The organism is Pseudomonas brassicae (genome assembly GCF_010671725.1).
Taxonomy (GTDB): Bacteria; Pseudomonadota; Gammaproteobacteria; order Pseudomonadales; family Pseudomonadaceae; genus Aquipseudomonas; species Aquipseudomonas brassicae.
In genome coordinates this window covers 1-15508 of record NZ_JAAHBU010000281.1, presented here as the reverse complement: position 1 = coordinate 15508, position 15508 = coordinate 1, and the positions used below count along the sequence as shown (strand labels likewise).

At 63.9% G+C, this 15508-nt stretch carries 8 protein-coding genes and 2 pseudogenes; 8 read left to right on the top strand and 2 right to left on the bottom strand.

Annotation, left to right across the window (positions count from 1 at the left end; genetic code table 11):
• Positions 1–1388 (top strand): annotated as a pseudogene (locus tag G3436_RS18520) (AMP-binding protein); the annotation flags it as partial.
• 279 nt (positions 1389–1667) lie between these two features.
• Positions 1668–3365, top strand: coding sequence for a long-chain-fatty-acid--CoA ligase FadD1 (fadD1, locus tag G3436_RS18515; RefSeq protein WP_163947831.1), 1698 nt, complete (start codon positions 1668–1670; stop codon positions 3363–3365).
• Between the two features lie 101 nt (positions 3366–3466).
• Here fadD1 and G3436_RS18510 read toward each other — a convergent pair whose 3' ends face one another.
• Both G3436_RS18510 and G3436_RS18505 read right to left on the bottom strand, forming a co-directional pair.
• Positions 3467–4774, bottom strand: coding sequence for an NAD(P)/FAD-dependent oxidoreductase (locus tag G3436_RS18510; protein WP_163947828.1), 1308 nt, complete (start codon positions 4772–4774; stop codon positions 3467–3469).
• A 27-nt stretch (positions 4775–4801) separates the two neighbouring features.
• The gene (locus G3436_RS18505; RefSeq protein ID WP_163947825.1) at positions 4802–6166 is read right to left on the bottom strand and encodes a glutamine synthetase family protein; all 1365 of its coding nucleotides are present in this window, start codon (positions 6164–6166) and stop codon (positions 4802–4804) included.
• Positions 6167–6613: 447 nt separating this feature from the next.
• Here G3436_RS18505 and hrpA point away from each other — a divergent pair.
• The 6 genes and pseudogenes from hrpA (at position 6614) to G3436_RS18475 (ending at position 15448) form a co-directional block, all read left to right on the top strand.
• Positions 6614–10523, top strand: a pseudogene (hrpA, locus tag G3436_RS18500) (ATP-dependent RNA helicase HrpA).
• A 205-nt stretch (positions 10524–10728) separates the two neighbouring features.
• Positions 10729–11850, top strand: coding sequence for a beta-ketoacyl-ACP synthase III (locus G3436_RS18495; protein WP_163947822.1), 1122 nt, complete (start codon positions 10729–10731; stop codon positions 11848–11850).
• Positions 11851–11863: 13 nt separating this feature from the next.
• A complete protein-coding gene (locus G3436_RS18490; RefSeq protein WP_163947818.1) occupies positions 11864–12472 on the top strand; it encodes an RNA polymerase sigma factor in 609 nt (202 codons plus the stop codon).
• The gene (locus G3436_RS18485) at positions 12466–12705 is read left to right on the top strand and encodes an anti-sigma factor family protein (protein ID WP_163947815.1); all 240 of its coding nucleotides are present in this window, start codon (positions 12466–12468) and stop codon (positions 12703–12705) included. The genes G3436_RS18490 and G3436_RS18485 overlap by 7 nt, the downstream gene beginning before the upstream one ends.
• A 209-nt stretch (positions 12706–12914) precedes the next feature.
• Positions 12915–14228, top strand: coding sequence for an OprO/OprP family phosphate-selective porin (locus G3436_RS18480; RefSeq protein WP_163947813.1), 1314 nt, complete (start codon positions 12915–12917; stop codon positions 14226–14228).
• 152 nt (positions 14229–14380) lie between these two features.
• Positions 14381–15448 (top strand): GNAT family N-acetyltransferase, encoded by a 1068-nt coding sequence (locus G3436_RS18475; RefSeq protein WP_163947834.1) that lies wholly within the window; start codon positions 14381–14383, stop codon positions 15446–15448.
• Positions 15449–15508: the final 60 nt, after the last annotated feature.

Below are 15508 nucleotides of genomic sequence, written 5' to 3'. Positions count from 1 at the left end.
ATCGTGGTCAACACCAACCCGTTGTACACCGCCCGTGAAATGCGCCACCAGTTCAAGGACTCCGGCGCCCGCGCGCTGGTGTACCTGAACATGTTCGGCAAGCTGGTGCAGGAGGTATTGCCCGACACCGACATCGAGTTCCTGATCGAGGCGAAGATGGGCGACCTGCTGCCGGCGGCCAAGGGCTGGCTGGTGAACACGGTGGTGGCCAAGGTCAAGAAGATGGTACCGGCCTATCACCTGCCGCAGGCCGTCGCCTTCAAGCAGGTGATGCGCCAGGGCCAGGGCCATGCGCTCAAGCCGGTGCGGGTGGGGCTGGAGGATGTCGCGGTTCTGCAGTACACCGGCGGCACCACGGGCCTGGCCAAGGGCGCGATGCTCACCCACGCCAACCTGGTGGCCAACATGCTGCAGGTGCTGGCGTGCTTCTCGCAGCTGGGGCCTGACGGGCAGAAGCTGATCAAGGACGGCCAGGAGGTGATGATTGCACCGCTGCCGCTGTACCACATCTATGCCTTCACCGCGAACTGCATGTGCATGATGGTCACTGGCAACCACAACGTGCTGATCACCAACCCGCGCGACATTCCCGGGTTCGTCAAGGAGCTCAAGAAGTGGCGCTTCTCGGCGCTGCTGGGGCTCAACACGCTGTTCGTGGCGTTGATGGAAAACCCTGATTTCAAGCACCTCGACTTCTCGGCGCTGAAGGTCACCAACTCGGGCGGCACCGCGTTGGTCAAGGCCACCGCCGACGCTGGGAGAGCGTCACGGGGTGCCGCATCGTCGAAGGCTACGGCCTGACCGAGACCTCGCCGGTGGCCAGTACCAACCCCTACGGCGCGCAGGCACGCCTGGGTACGGTGGGCATACCGGTGGCCGACACCGCGTTCAAGGTGATCGACGACGCGGGCAACGAGCTGCCGTTGGGCGAGCGTGGCGAGTTGTGCATCAAGGGGCCGCAGGTGATGAAGGGCTACTGGCAGCGGCCCGATGCCACCGCCGAGGCGCTGGATGCCGAGGGCTGGTTCAAGACCGGCGACATCGCGGTGATCGACCCGGACGGTTTCACCCGCATTGTCGATCGCAAGAAGGACATGATCATCGTGTCCGGTTTCAATGTGTACCCCAACGAGATCGAGGATGTGGTGATGGCGCACCCCAAGGTGGCCAACTGCGCAGCCATCGGGGTGCCGGACGAACGCTCCGGCGAGGCGGTGAAGCTGTTTGTGGTGGCACGCGAGGAGGGGCTGAGCGTTGAGGAATTGAAGGCTTACTGCAAGGCCAACTTCACGGCTTACAAGGTGCCCAAGCACATCGTGTTGCGCGAGTCGTTGCCGATGACCCCCGTGGGCAAGATCTTGCGGCGCGAACTGCGCGATATCGCATAACAGCGCGTTGCTGGCTCCACTGGGATTGGCGGTGCAAGCCTTTTGATCCTGGTGGTGCAGTTGAATATCTGAGGTTTGGAGTTGTTGATCTAAAAATGACCGAATTGCTTAAGGTGGTCACTTATGTGACTTTCAAGCCTGCTTTAGCTCTAGTCGCCCCTTGGCAAAGCTGCTACTCTCGGCGCGCTTCTGATGCTTCGGTTTGTCCGTCATCACATATCAATAATAATCGCATCGACTGCGGTGAAGAATTCGCTGTGGCTGGAGGAGTGGGCTTCCATGTTCGAAAACTTTTGGAAGGATAAGTACCCAGCCGGGATTGCCTCGCAAATCAATCCCGATGAGTATCCGAATATTCAAGCGGTATTGAAGCAGTCCTGCCAGCGTTTCGCCGACAAACCGGCATTCACCAACCTGGGCAAGACCCTTACCTACGGCGAGCTGTATGCACTGTCGGGGGCCTTCGCCGCCTACCTGCAACAGCATACCGACCTGCAGCCGGGTGATCGCATCGCGGTGCAGCTGCCCAACCTGCTGCAATACCCTGTTGCCGTGTTCGGTGCCTTGCGCGCCGGGCTTATCGTGGTCAACACCAACCCGCTGTACACCGCGCGGGAAATGGAACACCAGTTCAACGACTCCGGGGCCAAGGCGCTGATCTGCCTGGCCAACATGGCGCACCTGGCCGAGAAGGTCGTGCCCAAGACCCAGGTCAGGCACGTCATCGTCACCGAAGTGGCCGACCTGCTGCCACCGCTCAAGCGCCTGCTGATCAACAGTGTGATCAAGTACGTGAAAAAGATGGTGCCGGCCTATCACCTGCCCAACGCCGTCAAGTTCAACGATGCGCTGAGCAAGGGCCAGGGCAAGGCCGTCAATGAAGCCAACCCGGCCAGTGGCGACGTGGCGGTGCTGCAGTACACCGGCGGCACCACCGGCGTGGCCAAGGGCGCGATGCTGACCCACCGCAACCTGGTGGCCAACATGCTGCAATGCCGCGCGCTGATGGGGTCGAACCTGCACGAAGGGTGCGAGGTATTGATCACGCCGCTGCCGCTGTACCACATCTACGCCTTTACCTTCCATTGCATGGCGATGATGCTGATCGGCAGTCACAACATCCTGATCAGCAATCCGCGCGACCTGCCGGCGATGGTCAAGGAACTGTCGAAGTGGAAGTTCACCGGCTTTGTCGGCCTGAACACCTTGTTTGTTGCACTGTGCAACAACGAAACCTTCCGCAAGCTGGACTTCTCCGGCCTGAAGCTGACGTTGTCGGGTGGCATGGCGTTGCAGGTGGCGGTGGCCGAACGCTGGAAGAGCGTGACCGGTTGCGCCATCTGCGAAGGCTACGGCATGACCGAGACCAGCCCGGTGGCGGCGGTGAACCCGGCTGAGCAGAACCAGATCGGTACCATCGGCATCCCGGTACCGTCGACCCTTTGCAAGGTGATCGACGACAGCGGCAACGAGCTGGCGCTGGGCGAGGTTGGCGAGTTGTGCATCAAGGGCCCGCAAGTGATGAAGGGTTACTGGCAGCGCGACGATGCGACCAGCGAGATCATGGATGCCGAGGGTTGGCTCAAGACGGGGGACATCGCACTGATCCAGACCGACGGCTACATGCGTATCGTCGACCGCAAGAAAGACATGATCCTGGTGTCCGGTTTCAACGTGTACCCCAACGAGCTGGAGGACGTGCTGGCGACGCTGCCGGGCGTGTTGCAGTGTGCCGCCATCGGCGTGCCCGACGAGAAGTCGGGCGAGATCATCAAGATCTTCATCGTGGCCAAGCCGGGGGTGACCCTCACCAAGGAACAGGTGATGGAGCACATGCGCGCCAACGTCACGGCGTACAAGGTGCCGCGTCTGATCGAGTTCCGCGATGCGTTGCCGACCACCAACGTGGGCAAGATCCTGCGGCGTGAACTGCGCGATGAAGAGCTGAAGAAGCTGGGCTTGAAGAAGATCGCGTGATCTTCAAGGCGACCGCGTCGCGGTCGTTCGCTGGCAAGCCAGCTCCCACAGGGTTTAGCGATGTTCGCACTCTGTAGGAGCCGGCCTTGCCGGCGAAGGCCTCAACGCAGTTTTTCAAGCATCTGGTAGTACCACATCCCCGCCGCCAGCAACGGATTGCCCAGCACGTCGCCCATCGGCACCTTGACGTGGCTGCAGCCGGCAAACGTATCGAACCTCCCCAGCGTCCCGGTAATCGCCTCAGCCATGATTTCGCCCATGATATGGCTGGTGGCAATGCCGTGCCCCGAATACCCCTGGCAATACCAGACGTTGTCCGACAGCTTGCCCAGTTGCGGAATGCGGTTGACCACGATACCCATCGCACAGCTCCACTGGAACTCGATCGGCACGCCCTTGAGCGCCGGGAAGGTCGCCTCGATGCACGGGCGCAGCTCGCCTGCGATGTCCCGCGAGTCGCGCCCCGAATAATTGGCGCCGCCACCGAACAGCAAGCGGCCATCCGCAGTCATGCGGTAATAGTCGAGCACGAAGCGGCAGTCGTACACCGCCAGGTCCTGCGGGTTGAGCTGCCGGGCCAGTTCGCCCAATGGTGCGGTGGTGACGATGCCGCCCATGGCCGGGAAGATCTTGCCCTTGAGCTTGGGCTTTTCCAGCCGGTGATAGACATCGCCCGCCAGCATCACCTGACGCGCATTGATGCGGCCCTGGGCCGTGATCACGGCGGGCGTGTCGCCGTGCACGATTTGCAGTACCTCGCTGTTCTCGAAAATCAGCGCGCCCAGCTGGTGCGCCGCGCGTGCCTCGCCCAGGCACAGGTTCAGCGGGTGCAGGTGCAGGTTGCGCAGGTTTTTCAGGGCGCCCAGGTACAGCGGGCTGTCCAGGTGCTGGTGCACGCCGTCTCGATCGAGCATCTGCAGTTGATCGCCCATGCCGCGTCGCTGGGCTTCATCGGCGAAGGCCTGCAGCTCGGCCATGTGCGCAGGTTTCATGGCGGCATGCAGGTGGCCGTGCTTCAGGTCGCAGGCGATAGCGTAGCGTTGCACCCGCTGCTCGATGATGTCATGGCCGCGAAAGCGCAGTTGCCAGATGAAATCGTCGACCTCGTCGCCCAGGCGTTTGCGCATCTGTTTGCGCATCGCCTCGTCGCCCGACAGGCTGCCGGTCACCTGGCCGCCGTTGCGACCGCTGGCACCCCAGCCGATGCGGTTGGTTTCGACAATGGCGACCTTCAGGCCGCGCTCGGCCAGCTCGACCGCACTGGCCACGCCGGTGAAGCCGCCGCCGATGATCACCACGTCGACCTCGACCGTGCCCTGCAGGGTCGGGTACTGGGTGGCGTCGTTCAGGCTGGCGGTGTAGTACGAGGCGCTGCGCTGCGCAGGGCGGTGATTCAGGGCTGCATTCATGTAGCGGTTCCTTGCAAAAGAGGGGGCTCACGCCTGGGTCAGGTACCAGCGCCAGTCCTGCTCGCCGACTTCGGCCATGAACTGGCGAAACTCCGCGCGCTTGACCGCCAGGTACACGCCGAGGAAGGCCTCGCCGAACGCTTCGCGGGCCCAGTCCGAACGCTCCAGCGCTGTGAGCGAGGTCAGCCAGTCGGTGGGCAGCAGGTGCGTGGCCTGGGCGTAGCCGTTGCCCTCGACCGGAGCACCCGGGTCGAGCTGCTGGCGAATGCCTTGGTGGACGCTGGCCAGGATCGCGGCGGCGGCCAGGTAAGGGTTGGCGTCGGCACCGCAGATACGGTGTTCGATATGCCGGGTAGGCGCCGGCCCGCCCGGCACGCGCAGGCTCACGGTGCGGTTGTCGACGCCCCAGGTGGGCGCCAGGGGCGCGTAGCTGTTGGCCTGGAAGCGACGGTAGGAGTTGGCATTGGGGCAGAACAGCAGCAGCGAGTCGAGCAGGTGGGCAAGCATGCCGCCCACCGCTTGGCGCAATAGTGGCGTACCGGCCTTGTCTTCGCTGGCGAACAGGTTGCTGCCGGCGGCATCGGCCAGGCTGACGTGCATGTGCATGCCGGTGCCGGCCAGGTGGTCGAACGGCTTGGCCATGAAGCACGCCTGCATGCCGTGCTTGTGCGCCACACCCTTGACCAGCCGCTTGTAGCGCACCGCCTGGTCCATGGCCAGCAGCGCGTCACCGTGTTGCAGGGTGATTTCGACCTGGCCGGGGGCGTATTCGGAAATCGCCGTGCGTGCCGGAATACCCTGGGCCTTGCAGGCGCTGTAGAGGTCGGCCAGAAACGGCTCGATCTGCTCCAGCTCGCGCAGGCCATACACCTGGGTGCCGCGCGGGCGACCACCGTCGGCATCCCGTGCCGGTTGCGGGCGGCCCAGATGATCGCGCTGCTGGTCGAGCAGATAGAACTCCAGCTCGCAGGCCATTACCGGCTGGTAGCCGTCGGCCTTGAGCGCCTCGATCACCTTGACCAGCAGCTGGCGCGGGTCGGCAATGGTCGCCGGCAGCCCCTCGGTCGGGTGCATGCTGACCTGCAGCGCGGCCGTGGGGATCTGCCGCCAGGGCATGCGCACCAGGCTGCCCGCCAGCGGGTAGGCCCGGCAATCGATGTCGCCCACGTCCCACACCAGCCCGGAGTTTTCCACGTCATCGCCATTGAGGGTCAGGCCCAGGATGGTACTGGGCAAGGGGCGCCCGCTTTCATACACGGCCAGCAGCTCCTCGCGGTGCAGTAGCTTGCCGCGCGGTACGCCATTGGCGTCAAGGATGAACAGCTCGATCATGTCGATATCGGGGTTGGCGTCCAGGAACGCCTGGGCCTCTGTTACAGGGGCAAACTGCATGGTGCACTCGCTCACGCCACGAAGGCGTACGGGATCACGCGCACGGCGGCGCTGCAATCGGTCGACAGGGTGCGGCCGCACAAGGGCGGCACGCCGGTTCAGTCAGCGGCGCGAGCGGTATCGGGCGGGCGGGCATGGCGGCAGTGCCACAAGGCCCAGAAGGCGAGGATCACATTGAACAGGGGATTTTCACCGGGGCGAGCCCGCACCTTCGGGAACGAAGGGCGCATCAATGGGCGGGCCATGCACAAGGGTGAAGTCATGCACCGATACTCCCACGCGGCGCAAGGTTCATTAAATCGGGCTTTGTATACCTTCAGGTGCGCGCTGGCTAAACAATCCCGCAAACGGTCGAACCGTGCCGTGGCGGGGCAAATCTGCGACAATCCCCGCCTGACAACGCCGATCATGTGAAAGCAGGCTCACCTGCATTATTAAAAAGACGTCATGACTGACCAGACCGCCGATATCGAGCAACTGCTGAAAAACATTGACCATGCCATGATTGCCGAGCGCCATCGCCTGCGCCGGCAACTGCATGAACTGCGCAAGCGCCCCGACGCGGCCAAGCTGGCCCAATGGGCGGCGCGGGTTCAGGCTTCCTGCGCACAGGTCACGGCGCGCCAGCACAGCGTGCCGCGTATCCACTACGACGACAGCCTGCCGATCGCGGCCAAGCGCGACGAGATCAAGAAGGTGCTGGCTGCGCATCAGGTATTGATCATTGCCGGTGAAACCGGCTCGGGCAAGACCACCCAGTTGCCCAAGATCTGCCTGGAGCTGGGGCGTGGCCTGCATGGCCAGATCGCCCACACCCAGCCGCGCCGCATCGCGGCGCGCAGCGTGGCCACGCGGGTCGCCGAAGAGCTGGGCACGCCACTGGGGGCGCTGGTCGGCTACCAGGTGCGTTTCGAAGACCAGAGCGATGCCAATACGCTGGTCAAGCTGATGACCGACGGCATCCTGCTGGCCGAAACCCAGCATGACCGCTTCCTGGAACGCTACGACACCATCATCGTCGACGAAGCCCACGAACGCAGCCTGAACATCGACTTCCTGCTCGGTTACCTCAAGACCCTGCTGCCACGCCGCCCAGACCTCAAGGTCATCATTACCTCGGCCACCATCGACCTGGAGCGTTTCTCCAAACACTTCAACGATGCACCGATCATCGAGGTGTCGGGGCGTACTTACCCGGTGGACACCTGGTACCGGCCGCTCACCAGTGAGCAGGATGAGGAGGGCAACCGTGTCGAGGACGACCTGACTGTCGACCAGGCGATCCTGGCCACCCTGGATGAGATTGCCGCGCACGAGCGCAGCCTCGGCAAGGGGCCGGGCGATGTGCTGGTGTTCCTGCCCGGCGAGCGCGAAATCCGCGACGCAGCCGAAATGCTGCGCAAGGCGCAGTTGCGCCACACCGAGATACTGCCGCTGTACGCGCGGTTGTCGCCGGCCGAACAGCAGAAGATCTTCCAATCCCACCCCGGGCGCCGTGTGGTGCTGGCCACCAACGTGGCCGAAACCTCGCTGACCGTACCGGGCATTCGCTATGTGATCGACAGCGGCACGGCACGCATCAGCCGCTACAGCTACCGCGCCAAGGTCCAGCGCCTGCCCATCGAGGCGGTCTCGCAGGCCAGCGCCAACCAGCGCAAGGGGCGTTGCGGGCGGGTCGAACCGGGTATCTGCGTGCGCCTGTACAGCGAAGAGGATTTCAACGGCCGGCCGGCGTTTACCGACCCCGAGATCCTGCGGACCAACCTGGCGGCGGTGATCCTGCAGATGCTGCACCTGCGCCTGGGCGAGATCGATGCTTTCCCGTTCATCGAGCCGCCGGATGGCAAGGCCATCAGCGACGGCTTCAACCTGCTGCAGGAGCTGTCGGCGGTCAACCGCGAGAACCAGCTGACACCGCTGGGCCGGCAACTGGCGCGCCTGCCGGTCGACCGCGGCTGGGCCGCATGCTGCTGGAGGGGGCCAAGCAGGGCAGTCTGCAGGAACTGCTGATCGTCGCCAGTGCGTTGTCGGTGCAGGACCCGCGCGAACGCCCGCCTGAGCGTCAGCAAGCGGCCGACCAGGCGCATGCACAGTGGAAAGACCCGGACTCGGACTTCGCCGCGCTGGTGACCCTGTGGCGCGGCTTCGAGGAGCAGCGCCAGGCGCTGACCGCCAGCCCGCTGCGCAACTGGTGCCGCAAGAATTTCCTGAACTACCTGCGTCTGCGCGAATGGCGCGATGCGCACCGCCAGTTGAGCCTGATCTGCCGCGACCTGCAGTTGAGCATCAACAAGGAGCCGGCCGACTACCCGCGCCTGCACAAGGCGATTCTGTCCGGGCTGCTCAGCCAGATCGGCCAGAAGACCGAAGACGGTGACTACCTCGGCGCACGCCAGCGCCGTTTCTGGGTGCACCCGTCCTCGGGCCTGGGCAAGAAGCGCCCGCAATGGCTGATGACCGCCGAGCTGGTCGAGACCACCAAGCTGTATGCGCGCATGGTCGCCAAGATCGAGCCGGACTGGATCGAACCACTGGCCGGGCACCTGATCAAGAAGAACCACTTCGAACCGCACTGGGAGAAGAAGCGCGGCCAGGTGGTGGCCTACGAGCAGGTCACGTTGTACGGCATGATCGTGGTCGGCCGGCGCCCGGTGCACTACGGCCCGATCGATCCGCAGATGTCCCGCGAGTTGTTTATCCGCGAGGCCCTGGTGGGCGGCGAGATCCAGTCGCGGGCCAAGTGTCTGGCGGCCAACACGCGCCTGCTCGAACAGCTCGACGAGCTGGAAGCCAAGGCGCGTCGGCGCGACATTCTGGCCGACGAGGAAACCCTTTACGGCTACTACGAAGCGCGCCTGCCTGCCGAGATCCACCAGACCGCGACCTTTGACAGCTGGTATCGCGTCACCAGCCAGAAAGACCCGCAGTTGCTGATCATGCGCGAAGAGGACGTGCTGGCGCGCGAGGCCAGCGAAGTCACTGCTGCGCAGTACCCCGATACCCTGCGCGTGGGCGACCTGAGCCTGGCGCTGAGCTACCACTTCGAACCGAACCACCCGCGTGACGGCGTCACCGTGCGGGTGCCGGCGCCGTTGCTGCCCAGCCTGCCGGGCGAGCGCCTGGAGTGGCTGGTGCCGGGGCTGCTGGAAGCCAAGTGCATCGCCCTGGTGCGCAACCTGCCCAAGGCGTTGCGCAAGAACTTCGTGCCGGTACCGGACTTCGTCAAGGCTGCACTGCAACGCATGACGTTTGCCGACGGCTCGCTGCCCCAGGCGCTGGGCCGCGAACTGCTGCGCATGACCGGTGTACGGGTGACCGACGAAGCGTGGTCGGAGGCGGCGGCGAGGTGGAAAATCACCTGAAGATGAACCTGGAAGTGGTCGATGGCCAGGGCAAGTTCCTCGGCGAGGGGCGTGACCTGGCCGAGCTCACGGCGCGCTTCGTGGCCGCCAGCCAGGCGGCACTGGCCGTGCCGCAGTCGGCCAAGGCCCAGCAGCCGGTGGAGGCCAAGGTGTTTGCCGAGGTCGCGCAGAGCGCCCAGCAAAACATCGCCGGGCTGTCGATGACGGTGTACCCGGCCTTGGTGGAAGAGGGCGGCACGGTCAAGGAAGGGCGCTTCTCGACCCTGGCCGAGGCCGAGTTCCAGCACCGTCGCGCGCTGCAACGGTTGTTGCTGCAGCAACTGGCCGAACCGGCCAAGTTCCTGCGCACCAAGCTGCCAGGCCTGACCGAGCTGGGGCTGCTGTACCGCGAATTGGGGCGGGTCGATGCGCTGGTCGAGGATATCCTGCTGGCCAGCCTGGACAGCTGCATCCTCGACGGCGAGCGCAATCTGCCGCGTGACGGCGCCGGCCTGGCGTCGCTGGCCGAGCGCAAGCGCGGACATTGGGCTGAGCATGCCGAGCGCCTGGCACGCCTGACCCTGGATATCCTCAAGCTGTGGCACGGCCTGCAGAAACGCTTCAAGGGCAAGATCGACCTGGCACAGGCGGTGGCGCTCAATGACATCAAGCAGCAGTTGGCCAACCTGGTGTACCCGGGCTTCGTTCGTGAAACCCCGGCGGTGTGGCTCAAGGAGTTGCCGCGCTACCTCAAGGCGGTGGAACTGCGCCTGGAGAAGCTCGGTTCGCAGGTGCAGAAGGACCGTGTCTGGAGCGCCGAGCTGAGCGGCCTGTGGGCGCAATACAAGGCCCGCGCCGACAAACATGCCCAGGAAGGCAAGCGCGATGAGCAACTGGTGCTGTACCGCTGGTGGATCGAGGAGTATCGGGTGTCGCTGTTTGCCCAGCAACTGGGCACCAAGGTGCCGATTTCCGACAAGCGCCTGAGCAAGCAGTGGAGTCAGGTGGACGCCTAATCGGCGAAACTTGTGGCACACTTGGCGAACTTCGCCGTGAGGCGCCAGCCCTTGTCGGCCGGCGCCTCACCGCTACAGCATGCAGCCCAGCGCAATGCCCCGCTAGCCGGGGGCATTGGCTGTAACAATTGGTACTAACGTGCCATCAGACTGATCGAACAGGTCGTTGCCGGTCAGGCAATGGCCCCTGAACAGAGGAACGACCGTGCACAACGTCGTCATCAGCGGCACCGGCCTGTACACCCCGGCCAACAGCATTTCCAACCAAGAGCTGGTCGAGTCGTTCAACGCCTACGTCAACCAGTTCAATGCCGACAACGCCGCCGCCATCGCGCGCGGCGAGGTGCAGGCGCTGGCCGAGTCGAGCGCCGCGTTCATCGAAAAGGCCTCTGGCATCAAGAGCCGCTTCGTCATGGACAAGGCCGGCATCCTCGACCCGCAGCGCATGAAGCCGCGCCTGCCCGAGCGCAGCAACGACGAACCGTCGATTCTTTGCCAGATGGGCGTTGCCGCCGCCGAGCAGGCCCTGGCGCGGGCCGGTCGCACAGCGGCCGATGTGGATGCAGTCATCGTCGCCTGCTCCAACCTGCAGCGCCCGTACCCGGCGATTGCCATCGAAGTGCAGCAGGCCCTGGGCATTGCCGGCTTCGGCTTCGACATGAACGTGGCCTGTTCGTCGGCGACCTTCGGCATCCAGGCTGCCTGCAACAGCGTACAACTGGGCCAGGCCCGCGCTGTGCTGGTGGTCAGCCCGGAGATCTGCACCGGCCATCTGAATTTCCGTGACCGTGACAGCCACTTCATCTTTGGTGATGCGGCCACCGCCGTACTGGTGGAACGTGCCGACCTGGCCACCTCGGCGCACCAGTTCGACATCGTCAGCACCAAGCTGCTGACGCAGTTTTCCAACAACATCCGCAACAACTTCGGTTTCCTCAATCGCGCTGCAGAAGACGCTGCCGATAGCGCCGACAAGCTGTTCGTGCAGGAAGGCCGCAAGGTGTTCCGCGAGGTCTGCCCGATGGTGGCCGAGCTGATTGGCCAGCACCTGGCCGAGAACAACCTCAACGTCAGCGATGTGCAACGCTTCTGGCTGCACCAGGCCAACCTGAGCATGAACCACCTGATCGTCAAGAAACTGCTGGGCCGCGACGCACTGGTCGAGGAGGCGCCGGTGATCCTCGACAGCTATGCCAACACCAGCTCCGCCGGCTCGGTGATTGCCCTGCACAAGCATCAGGACGACTTGCCCAAGGGCGCGCTCGGGGTGCTCAGCTCGTTTGGCGCAGGCTATTCGATCGGTAGCGTGATCCTGCGCAAACGCTGAGTGGTGTCGCGCCATGCCTGACGCACAAGCGCGCTTGCTGGAACGCCTGCTGGCGGGCGAGCAAGCGGCATTTGTCGAGCTGGTGCAGGCCTATCAGGGGGCGATGCGTGCGGTCGCCTACGCGATCGTGGGCAGCCGTCATGCCGATGAGGCGGTGCAGGATGCATGGCTGGCGGTGGTGCGCGCCTTGCCGGGCTTCCAGGGGCGCTCCAGCCTGAAGACCTGGCTGCTGAGCATTACCGCGAATGCGGCCAAGACCCGCTATCGACACAACCGTCGCGAGGTATTGCTCGACGACCTGCCCGGCCCTCACGGCAGTGTCGACGCGCAGCGCTTTGGGCGTGATGGTCACTGGCTGGCGGGGCCCTCGGCCTGGCACGAGGACAGTCCCGAGGCCCTGCTCAGCCAGGACGAGCTGCGCCAATGCCTGGAGCACACCCTGCTCAGCCTGTCACAGCTACAGCGCAGTGTGCTGGTGCTGCGCGAGCGTCAGGGCCTGGAGCTGGAGCAGATCTGTAATCTTCTGGATCTGTCGCTCTCCAATGTTCGCGTGCTGCTGCATCGGGCTCGCCTGAAGGTCTTCGCCACCCTGGAACATTTCGAGGAAACCGGCCAATGCTGAGCTGCAAGGAACTGGTGGCGCAGGCCAGCGATTACCTGGATGGCCAACTGACGCTGGGCGATCGATTGCTGGCGCGCCAGCACCTGCTGTTCTGTCGCCACTGCCGCCGGTTTCTGCGCCAGCTGCGTCTGGCTCAGGCAACCGTCAAGGCGCTACCCGAGCCGCCTGCGGCCGACATCGAGTCGTTGGCTGGGCGTTTGGCGGCTGAGCGGCGAGCGGCCCGCAACGTCTGAATGTGTGAGTGGAGTGCCCTGCAACGGGGTCGTTTGCTTTATTCACAATCGAACTAAAAAGTTCCCCTGTCACGAAACATTTATCTAACAGCCACTGAGCTGACATAACCCCCCGCCAACATTCGTCCCCAGCACAGGTGGCCTGAGCCGCGTGTTTTTTCAACGTAATCAAGACCATAAACGTTTATGAACGTAGGGGAGTTTGTTCGATGATCCGTAAGCACTTCGCAGGTTTCGTAGCCAGCGCCTTGGCCATGGCCGTTACCGCCCAGGCTTTCGCGGGCACCGTGACTACCGACGGCGCCGATATCGTAGTCAAGACCAAGGGCGGCCTGGAGGTCGCTACCACCGACAAGGAATTCAGCTTCAAGCTGGGTGGTCGGGTACAGGCCGACTACAGCCGTTTCGATGGTTTCTACACCCGTGATGGCGACACCGCCGATGCGGGCTACATGCGTCGCGCCTTCCTGGAGCTGGGTGGTGTGGTGTACACCGACTGGGCTTACCAGATCAACTACGACTTCTCGCACAACTCCGGTGGCGACAACCGCGAGTCGGATGGCTACTTCGACGAAGCCTCGTTGGCCTACAACGGCTTCAAGCCCGTGTCGATCAAGGTCGGTCGTTTCGACCCCGAATTCGGCCTGGAAAAAGCCACCAGCTCCAAATGGGTAACCGCCCAGGAGCGTACCGCTGCCTATGACCTGGTGGACTGGGCCAACGCGCACAACGGCGGCATGGGTATCCAGGTCTCGGGGAATGCTGGCGATTCGCTGTACGGTTCGGCGGGCCTGTTCGCCAAGGACGCCACCGACCAGGACAAGGACGGCGACAGCACCAAGCAGTTCAACCTGCGTGGTGTGTTCGCACCGATGCACGAAGCCGGCAATGTCTTGCACATTGGCGTCAACTACGCCCAGCGTGATCTGGCCGACACCGCGTTCGATGGCCGTATTCGCAGCCGTCTGGGCATGCGTGGCGTGAGCACCGATGGTGGTCAGGATGCCGGTGCCAACGGCAACCGTCTGGTACTGGGCGGCCAGAACAATACCCCGGTTGGCGCCTACGACACCGACAAGGCCTGGGGCCTGGAAGCAGCCTTCGCCGCCGGTCCGTTCTCGGTTCAGGGCGAATACGTCAAGCGTGACGTGCAGGCTGATGACGCTGCCTTCTCCGACATCAAGGCCGACGGTTACTACGGCCAGGTCGCCTACACCATCACCGGTGAAGCGCGTGGCTACAAGCTCGGCAAGTTCGACGCCATCAAACCTTCGAACAAGCAGATCGGCGCGTGGGAAGTGTTCTACCGTTATGACCACCTGAGCGTGGACGACAACAACGGTGCATTCGCCGATGTGGGCGATATCGAAGCCAAGGTGCACAACCTGGGGGTCAACTGGTACGCCAACGAGTCGATCAAGCTCAGCGGTGTGTACGTCAAGGCCAAGACCGACAATGCTGAAAACACCGTTGGCGACGACAGCGGCGACGGTTTTGTGATGCGCGCGCAGTACGTGTTCTAAGGGTTACCCCTGCAACAACACTCCTTCATCCGTTAGATCTTCAGCCCCGCCCCCGCGGGGCTTTTTTTTGCCTGCACTAAGGGGCAGACTGCGCGCATGCCCATTTCACTCCTGCCGCACCTCGCCGATATCGACGCGCCACCTGGGATGCCCTGGTGCCGGATGACCAGCCATTCCTGTGCCATGCTTTTCTGCGCAGCCTGGAGGACAGTGGCAGCGTAAGCCCGCGTACCGGCTGGACGCCGGCGCATGCCTTGCTGCGCGATGCCGCCGGGCAACTGCGCGCAGCCATGCCGGCCTATGTGAAGACCCATTCCTTCGGCGAATACGTGTTCGACCACGGCTGGGCCGATGCCTGTGCCCGCGCGGGTATCGACTACTACCCCAAGTTGCTGTGTGCCGTTCCGTTCTCGCCGGTCAGCGGCGCTCGCCTGCTGGGCGATGCACAGGCGGCCGGCGAACTGCTCGATGGTGTGACCGACAGCCTGTTCGAGCAAGGCCTGTCGGGGTTGCATGTGAACTTCACCGATGCCGCCAGCGATGACGTGTTGCGCGGGCGCGAGGGCTGGATGGAGCGCCTGGGCTGCCAGTTTCACTGGCGCAACCAGGGCTACCGCGACTTTCAGGACTTTCTCGACAGCCTCAGCTCGCGCAAGCGCAAGCAGATGCGCAAGGAGCGCGAGCAGGTAGCGGGGCAGGGGATCGAGTTCCAGTGGTACCGCGGCGATGAGTTGAGCGAGGCACAGTGGGATTTCGTATTTGCCTGTTACGCCAATACCTATGCCGTGCGCCGGCGTGCGCCATACCTGACGCGGGTATTTTTCAGCCTGCTGGCCGAGCGCATGCCCGAGACGATCCGTGTGGTAATGGCGTTCCAGGGCGGGCGCGAGGTGGCGATGGCGTTCAGCCTGGTGGGCGGTGACAGCCTGTATGGCCGGTACTGGGGTTGCCTGGCGGAGTTCGACCGGCTGCATTTCGAGACGTGTTTCTATCAGGGCATGGACATGGCCATCGCCCAGGGGCTGCAGCGTTTCGATGCGGGCGCACAGGGTGAGCACAAGCTGATTCGCGGGTTCGAGCCGGTGATCACGCGCTCGTGGCACTATTTGCTGCACCCGGGGCTGAAGACGGCGGTGCAGGACTTTCTGGCGCAGGAGCGGGTGGGGGTGATGGGGTATGCCGAGCAAGCGCGTTCGGCATTGCCCTTTAAACAGATTTGAGGGCCCCTTCGCTGGCAAGCCAGCTCCCACAGGGCCCGTCGTGATCTCGCCATCACCGCT

Coding starts and splice junctions, on each gene's coding strand:
- fadD1 (WP_163947831.1), top strand. CDS start 1,668: ATGTTCGAAAACTTTTGGAAGGATAAGTACCCAGCCGGGATTGCCTCG.
- G3436_RS18510 (WP_163947828.1), bottom strand. CDS start 4,774: ATGAATGCAGCCCTGAATCACCGCCCTGCGCAGCGCAGCGCCTCGTAC.
- G3436_RS18505 (WP_163947825.1), bottom strand. CDS start 6,166: ATGCAGTTTGCCCCTGTAACAGAGGCCCAGGCGTTCCTGGACGCCAAC.
- G3436_RS18490 (WP_163947818.1), top strand. CDS start 11,864: ATGCCTGACGCACAAGCGCGCTTGCTGGAACGCCTGCTGGCGGGCGAG.
- G3436_RS18485 (WP_163947815.1), top strand. CDS start 12,466: ATGCTGAGCTGCAAGGAACTGGTGGCGCAGGCCAGCGATTACCTGGAT.
- G3436_RS18480 (WP_163947813.1), top strand. CDS start 12,915: ATGATCCGTAAGCACTTCGCAGGTTTCGTAGCCAGCGCCTTGGCCATG.